Raw genomic sequence first — 7,244 nt, 5'->3', positions numbered from 1 at the left:
GTACGTCGTCTGCTTTTTTTATATGAGTCCGTATTTTTCAAAACTATTGGCGAGCCCGTCCGCTTCACAAGCGTCGGTCACGTCGTCCGCGACCCGTTTCACCTCGGGTTTGGCGTTCCCCATCGCGACACCGATCTCGACATACTCGAGCATCTCGATGTCGTTCAACCCGTCTCCGTAGGCGAACGTCTGCGATCGCTCGAGCCCTAGATGTTCAAGCAGCGATGCAATCGCCGTCGCCTTGTTGATGCCTGGAATGGACAGCTCGCCGCTGTTGGCCCCGAATACGGCGACCGTGCTCGGGATGACGGTGAAGCGGGAGGCGAACTCTTGTTGGATGACGTCGAGCGGGACGGATGAGCCGAGGAACGAGATTTTGTTCACATCGGGACGGACGAGGTCGACCCCTTCTTTCATCGCGTCATGGAACGGTTTCAAGCCGCGCTCGATCGTCGCGCTCGCCTCCGGATTGTTCGCCATCAACTTGTCAATCATCGTCGCCACGCGCGTCTTGGCGTTGCCGCCCGCGAACAGACCGTCGTTCGACTCGAGATAGAAGTCGATACCGTGTTCGGTGAAGAAGGAGATGAGGTGGCTCAAATCATCGACGGAGACTTGTTGATGGTATAACACTTCCTCCTCGAGCTCGATATAACCGCCGGCCGCCCCGATGATGCCGTCAAAGCCGACGTCGAGAATGTCCGGGAACAGTTCGGCCTTCGAGCGCCCCGTCGACAAGAAGACGAGATGGCCGTTCTGTCGTGCCTGCCGGACAGCCTCTTTCGCCGATTCGGGGATGTTGCCATGATCATCGACGAGCGTGCCGTCGACGTCTAGAAAGATGATGCGTTGCATAATATCCTCCTTTTTTGTCCTGAAAACAAGAAAAACCTAAACCAGACGCAACGTGTGCGCCCGATTTAGGTTTTGCCTGCTCATCCAGTAACAATCCTATTGTATATCGTTTTCCCCTCAAGCATACCGCTCGCGCATTTCGTTTGTCAAAGCTGTCGTTGTTGCCGCACGTCGGCCCGTGGCGACAGCCCGAACAACCGGGCATACTCGCGGCTGAACTGCGATTGGCTCTCGTAGCCGACCTGGAACGCGGCCTCGCCCACGTCCGTCGCCTGCATGAGCAACAGCCGTCTCGCCTCTTGGAGCCGCAACTGCTTTTGGAACTGGAGCGGGCTCATCGCCGTCACTTCCTTGAAATGACGGTGGAGCGTCGAGACGCTCATATTGGCGACTCGGGCCAACTCCTCACTTCGGATCGTCTCGTTGAAGTTTCCGATGATGTGGTCGATGACGCGTTTGATACGAAACGCCTGGCTCCCCTCGAACGCCAACTGCCGCAACATCTCCCCGTTCGACCCTTGCGCCACCCAATACAGGAGCTCGCGCTTATACAGCGGCACGAGTGCCAAATGATCCGGTGTGTCGACGAGACGGGCAGGTCGACCGAGGCGACGAGGTAATGTCCGCCCTCGTAGACGAGCCGCTCGTCACCGAACAACATCTCTTTCCCACCCTGCAGGATTAGGCAAAACGACGGTTCATTGACGCGGGTGATTGGCTCGGTCACCATCGACTCATGGATGAACGTCATCGCCGGGACGATCGTCGGATGCACGCCGTCCCCCGGTATATGTCGTGTAATGACGTCAATCAGTTCTTGTCGTGTCTCGATGTCGTTCACCCTCCCTCTGGATTCTCCCCTTCAGTATACGGTAGATTGTTTTCTTGGACGAGGCCCGTCCACCCTGTTGAGAGGATTAGGCAAAAACACGATATGAACGCGCTAACGCTCGCCCCACATCTCGCGTCATACTGGTGGCAAAGGAGGGGAAACGACATGGAAAAGACGTATCACGTGACGGTCGAACGTGGCTTCGCGACATTGCTCACCCGTTGTGCGCATTACGCGCTTGCCCATAACGTGGCGATTCGGCTCGATTCATTCCGACTCGAACCGACGCCAGAGGCACTTGTCGAGGCGCTAGCGCTTCCGATCGGTACCTATACCGAATTACGATTGACCATCAACGATGACAGCAGCGTGGATGAATTCGAACGGTTCCTCTCCACGTATCAACTTTGAAGGAGGCAATTTCATGGAATACGTAAAACTTGGCAATACGGGACTCGATGTCTCAAGGCTCTGTCTCGGCTGTATGGGCTTTGGTGACGCGAACCGATGGATTCATGACTGGGTGCTTGATGAAGCGGCGACCCGCCCGATTATTAAACAAGCACTCGACCTCGGTATCAACTTTTTTGACACGGCGAACATCTACTCGAAAGGCACGAGCGAGGAATACGTCGGACGTGCGCTTCGGGATTATGCGAATCGGGACGAGATCGTACTCGCGACGAAAGTTCACGGTCGAATGCACGACGGTCCGAACGGTGGCGGCTTGTCGCGGAAGGCGATTCTGTCAGAAATCGACCATAGTTTGAAACGGCTCGGAACCGATTACGTCGACCTATATATCATCCACCGCTGGGACTATGACACACCAATCGAAGAGACGATGGAGGCGCTCCATGACGTCGTCAAATCCGGGAAGGCCCGCTATATCGGTGCATCGGCAATGTACGCCTGGCAGTTCCAAAAAGCGCTCCACGTGGCGGAACGAAACAACTGGACCCGGTTCGTGTCGATGCAAAACCATTTGAACTTGATTTATCGGGAAGAAGAGCGAGAAATGCTGCCGCTCTGCCAGGAAGAGAAAATCGGGATCACACCGTACAGTCCGCTCGCCTCGGGTCGCCTGACACGCGACGTATCGACCGTGACCCACCGCTCCGAGACAGACGTGATTCAACGTTCGAAGTATGACGCGACGATGGACGCCGACCGGCTCATCATCGAGCGGGTCGCCGCAATCGCTGAGACACGGGGAATTACCCGGACACAGGTCGCCCTCGCCTGGCTCTTGCAACAAGACACGGTCACCTCGCCAATCATTGGGGCGACGAAAGCGCGTCATTTAGACGAGGCGGTCGGTGCGTTGGCCGTCACGTTGACAAAAGAAGAGATGGCTTCGCTCGAAGAACCGTACATCCCACACGCGGTCGTCGGCGCGATTTGAGTCGAAATTCAACCTCAAGTCGTATAGGCGTGCTCCTTGCCGTCGGGTAAAGTAGACAGAGATGTCATATACACAAGGAGAACCGATTCATGGAACAATGGATTCAACAAATGATTGAGCAGTTCGGTTATTGGGGCGTGCTCTTCCTAATCTTTATCGAGAACGTCTTCCCCCCTATCCCGTCCGAGCTCATTTTAATATTCGGCGGCTTCTTCACGACAACGACCACGCTTACACCCGTCTGGATGATTCTCGCCGCGACGGTCGGTGCGGTCATCGGAGCCATCGTTTTGTATAGCGTCGGATTATTTTTCGACAAGGAGCGTCTCGAGTCATGGGTCGCGCGTTACGGCAAACGTCTCTTTTTGAAAGTGGATGACGTCCGCATGGCCGATCGCTGGTTCGACCGCTTTGGACCGAAACTCGTCTTTTTCGGTCGATTCGTCCCCGTCGTCCGCAGCCTCATCTCGATTCCGGCCGGCATGTCGAACATGCCGTTCGTCAAATTTTTGATGCTGACGACACTCGGGACGCTAATTTGGAACACGGTGCTCATCTTTGTCGGCGTGTACGTCGGGGAGAATTGGCAAGTGTGGCTCGGCCATATCGAGACGTATTCGCATGTCATGTATGGCGTCCTCGCCGTCATCCTGCTCGGACTAGGCGCTTTCATCGTCCGGGTCATTTGGTCACGTCGCTCTGAAAAGCATTAAGTTTGCACACTCCGAAATCGATTCGGAGTGTTTTTTTGCGGAATCGCAGTTTATTCTCTTGACTTTAAGTTCTTACAACCATAAATTATTATATAGAGTTCGCACGAACTTAAAAAGGAGGAATTATTGTTGACATTACTCATCGCCTTTTTGGTACTCGTCATCTTCATGCTCGCGCTTGACCTCGGGGTGTTCCACCGCAAGGCACACGAAGTCTCGCTCCGTGAGGCATGGACATGGACGTTCGTCTGGATTGGGATTGCACTCGCGTTCGGCGGTTGGTTGTTCTACTCGCAAGGTGGAACGGCCGCGACCGAATATGCGAGCGTTTACTTCATCGAGAAAGCACTCGCCATCGATAACGTGTTCGTGTTCTCGCTCGTTTTCGCTTACTTCGCGATTCCGCTCAAGTATCAACATAAAGTACTATTCTGGGGAATCCTTGGAGCGATTTTCTTCCGGGCCGTCTTCATCGTTGCTGGCGTGTCTCTTCTAGAGAACTTCGGTTGGATTTATTACGTATTCGGCGCCTTCCTCGTCTACACAGGTTGGATGATGTTTAAGAATATTGGCAAAGACGAGTCGCTCGAAGAAAACAAGACGATCCGTTGGCTCGAGCGTCGATTACCTATCACACAAGACATTTCGTCAGGCAAGTTCACGCAACGCATTAATGGTAAGCTGTTCTTTACGCCACTCTTCATCGCGCTCATCTTTATCGAAATTTCGGATATCGTTTTCGCCGTCGACTCAGTCGCGGCAAGCTTCGCCTACTCGCGTGACCCGTATATCATCTTTTATGCGAACATCATGGCAATCCTTGGACTCCGTAGCCTTTACTTCGTCCTCGCCAACTTGATTGACCGCTTCTATTACTTGAAGCACGGGCTCAGCTTCATGCTCGTCTTCATCGGAGCGAAGATGATTTTCGGCGACGTGTACAAGATGCCAATCTGGATGTCGCTCGGAACCATCGTCCTCGTCATCTTGATTAGTGTCGTCTATAGTTTCTATAAAACGAAACCTAATAAAGAAAGTATGCGTAAAAGAGAGGCGAGTTGACGTTCAGTCGTAAGGGTTTCGTCTATGAAAAAAGGTGGTGTAGCATGCCACAAGTTCGTTAAGTCGGAGCAATCGCTTCGGCTTTTTTTATTTTCGCTTTTCAAGTTACTATCAAGTCGAATAATCGACTCCATTTCACTTCTTTTTCACAACCAAAGTTTATACTGACAAGATGTTCTTGATGTGAGGTAAATCGACAAGGCGATGCAAGAAATCGTATGGTCGATGTCAATCAAACGTAACGTTCTCGTCCATCGTTCTCCCTGTACAATAAGAAATAGAGAACCGAACGTTGAGGAGGGAATGCATGAAGATACTAATTGTGGATGACGAGATGAAGATGCGCCGCCTGTTGCGACTCTTTCTCGAAGGCGACGGTTATACGTGTCTCGAGGCGAGCGACGCGGCCGAAGCGCTTGAACTCATGGCCGAACGTCCTGACTTAGTCTTATTGGATATCATGATGCCGGACGTGGACGGCATCACCTTCTGTCGTCAACTGAAAAAGCGGGATGCGGACTTACCCGTCGTCTTATTGACGGCGCGGTCCGACAGTGAAACGACGATTCGCGGCTTAGACGCCGGGGCCGATGACTATGTGACGAAACCGTTCGATGGGAACGTCTTACTCGCCCGGATTCGTGCCGTGTTACGCCGTAGCCGACTCACGAACGTCAGCTATGGTCCGCTGCGATATGACGAACCGAGCGGCCGTGTGCTCTATGAGGAACAAGAAGTCGTCCTAACTCCAAAAGCGACGGCGATTTTAAAATTGTTTCTCGAGCATCCGAACCGTTTGTATCATCGTATGGATTTGTACGACCTCGTCTGGCCGTACTCTTCAGAATCCGATCCCCGGACCGTCGACGCCCATATCCGCATGATTCGGGATAAGCTCGGGGAGGCTGGTTTTCCGATTGATGATTATTTGAAGACCGTGTGGGGGCGGGGATACCGCTGGGTCGAAGGGCGGGATCCATCATGATGGCTTGGCGAAATAGTCTCCCGTTTCGAATCAGTCTCGTCTTTTTATTGACGACACTACTCATTGAAAGCGTCTTGTTCATCCTTTTGTATCACACGTTGCTCGGGGAGCGGGTCGTCGAGGAGATGGACCGGCTCGAGTCACGGGCAGAAAGCCACGCGAGTGTACTGGCGATGAGTTTTGACGAAGAGACAATTTCGCATGTCGCGACGATGGAAAGCGAAACCGACACGAAAGTCGCCATCGTCGCACCGGATCAGACGGTACTCGACACATCCGATCGCTTCCCGGACGTCTTGTCAGGGTTCATCGGTGATGCTTCTAATCCGACTACGCTCGATGAGACAGTCGTGCTTGAGACGGACTGGGAAAATAAGCCGTATCTCGCCGTTCGGACGCCGATCGAGTCGATGGATGGGGCGACACGGTATGGCTATGTGTACATGTTCCTACCGACCGAAATCATCCACGGCATCAGCCACCGCTTACAGGTTCGCTTCCTGTACATCACCGCTATCGCGCTCATCGTCACGGCATTGACGTTCCTCTTGCTCAGTCGACTCATTTCGAATCCGATTCAGCAACTTCGCCGAGCGACCGAGAACGTGTTGACGCGACCGGATCAGCTCACCCTCCCGACGTCACGTGTCGATGAGATCGGGGAACTCGCCCGCTCCATTGAATCGATGTCTCTCGAGCTGGTGCGTTTAAAAAATGAGCGCAATCAATTTCTTTCCAATCTCGCCCACGAGATCAAAACACCACTCACGTATTTACAAGGGTACGCCGAGATTGCATCCAAACCTCAAACACCCATCGCACTGAAGGAGCAATCGATTCAAACGATTTTAGAGGAGAGCCAAGCATTAACGGAACTCGTCGAGAATGCGTTTCAGCTCGCTCAACTTGACGAGAACACGTTCACACTCCACAAGGAGGACATCATGGTTTCAGAACTATGTGTTGATTTGACCTGTGTCCTTACTTCCATGTTTCGGGTCACCCCGATCACGTTCGAGAGTCGCCTTGCGAATATGGCCGATGTGCCGCTTTGCATCGACCATAGTCGAATCATCCAAGTGTTTCGTGCGCTCGGACATAACGCCATCGAGCATAGCGGGGCGACGCATGTCACTCTCGATGGCGCTTTGAAACAAGACACGATGCGATTCACCATCCGAGATGACGGCAGAGGCATCCCTGAGGAAGACGTGCCGTATATTTTCGAACGTCTCTATCGCGTCGAAAAGTCCCGCTCGAGACGAACGGGTGGAAGCGGGCTCGGACTCGCCATCGCCCAACAAATTATCGAATATCATAAAGGGACGCTTCGTGTCGCTTCGGATTGCTCAGGTACGACTTTCACGATCGTACTCCCGCTCCAAACAAAAT

Annotated in this window: 8 protein-coding genes and 1 pseudogene; 6 read left to right on the top strand and 3 right to left on the bottom strand. The window is 53.1% G+C overall.

What is annotated here, in order from left to right:
* Window positions 1-18: 18 nt before the first annotated feature.
* From DI14_RS11530 to DI14_RS15715, 3 genes and pseudogenes are all read right to left on the bottom strand, one after another.
* On the bottom strand, window positions 19-855 hold the full coding sequence (locus DI14_RS11530; RefSeq protein WP_200871120.1) for a Cof-type HAD-IIB family hydrolase: 837 nt from the start codon (window positions 853-855) through the stop codon (window positions 19-21).
* Between the two features lie 146 nt (window positions 856-1,001).
* Window positions 1,002-1,415 (bottom strand): helix-turn-helix domain-containing protein, encoded by a 414-nt coding sequence (locus DI14_RS15720; protein WP_369792713.1) that lies wholly within the window; start codon window positions 1,413-1,415, stop codon window positions 1,002-1,004.
* 83 nt (window positions 1,416-1,498) lie between these two features.
* Window positions 1,499-1,585: pseudogene (locus tag DI14_RS15715) on the bottom strand (AraC family transcriptional regulator N-terminal domain-containing protein); the annotation flags it as partial.
* A gap of 267 nt (window positions 1,586-1,852) precedes the next feature.
* Here DI14_RS15715 and DI14_RS11520 point away from each other — a divergent pair.
* From DI14_RS11520 to DI14_RS11495, 6 genes are all read left to right on the top strand, one after another.
* The gene (locus DI14_RS11520; RefSeq protein ID WP_034808692.1) at window positions 1,853-2,098 is read left to right on the top strand and encodes a hypothetical protein; all 246 of its coding nucleotides are present in this window, start codon (window positions 1,853-1,855) and stop codon (window positions 2,096-2,098) included.
* Window positions 2,099-2,111: 13 nt separating this feature from the next.
* Window positions 2,112-3,092, top strand: coding sequence for an aldo/keto reductase (locus DI14_RS11515; RefSeq protein WP_034808690.1), 981 nt, complete (start codon window positions 2,112-2,114; stop codon window positions 3,090-3,092).
* Between the two features lie 89 nt (window positions 3,093-3,181).
* Window positions 3,182-3,805 carry a DedA family protein gene (locus tag DI14_RS11510; RefSeq protein WP_034808689.1) on the top strand — a complete coding sequence of 208 codons (624 nt, stop codon included), beginning with the start codon at window positions 3,182-3,184 and terminating at the stop codon, window positions 3,803-3,805.
* Window positions 3,806-3,934: 129 nt separating this feature from the next.
* Entirely contained in the window at window positions 3,935-4,867 is a 933-nt protein-coding gene (locus tag DI14_RS11505) for a TerC family protein (RefSeq protein WP_034808687.1), read from the top strand.
* 307 nt (window positions 4,868-5,174) lie between these two features.
* A complete protein-coding gene (locus DI14_RS11500; RefSeq protein WP_034808685.1) occupies window positions 5,175-5,852 on the top strand; it encodes a response regulator transcription factor in 678 nt (225 codons plus the stop codon).
* On the top strand, window positions 5,849-7,244 hold a 1,396-nt coding region (locus tag DI14_RS11495; protein ID WP_051622706.1), incomplete at its 3' end, for an ATP-binding protein. The genes DI14_RS11500 and DI14_RS11495, both read left to right, overlap by 4 nt.

The organism is Exiguobacterium sp. AB2 (genome assembly GCF_000696055.1).
GTDB classification, from domain to species: domain Bacteria; phylum Bacillota; class Bacilli; order Exiguobacteriales; family Exiguobacteriaceae; genus Exiguobacterium; species Exiguobacterium alkaliphilum.
The sequence above is the reverse complement of the archived record's forward strand: the minus strand, read 5'-3'. Positions and strand labels throughout refer to the sequence as shown.

Excerpts from the sequence above, each read along its gene's own strand:
- DI14_RS11530 (WP_200871120.1), bottom strand. The coding sequence starts at position 855 with ATGCAACGCATCATCTTTCTAGACGTCGACGGCACGCTCGTCGATGAT.
- DI14_RS11520 (WP_034808692.1), top strand. The coding sequence starts at position 1,853 with ATGGAAAAGACGTATCACGTGACGGTCGAACGTGGCTTCGCGACATTG.
- DI14_RS11515 (WP_034808690.1), top strand. The coding sequence starts at position 2,112 with ATGGAATACGTAAAACTTGGCAATACGGGACTCGATGTCTCAAGGCTC.
- DI14_RS11510 (WP_034808689.1), top strand. The coding sequence starts at position 3,182 with ATGGAACAATGGATTCAACAAATGATTGAGCAGTTCGGTTATTGGGGC.
- DI14_RS11500 (WP_034808685.1), top strand. The coding sequence starts at position 5,175 with ATGAAGATACTAATTGTGGATGACGAGATGAAGATGCGCCGCCTGTTG.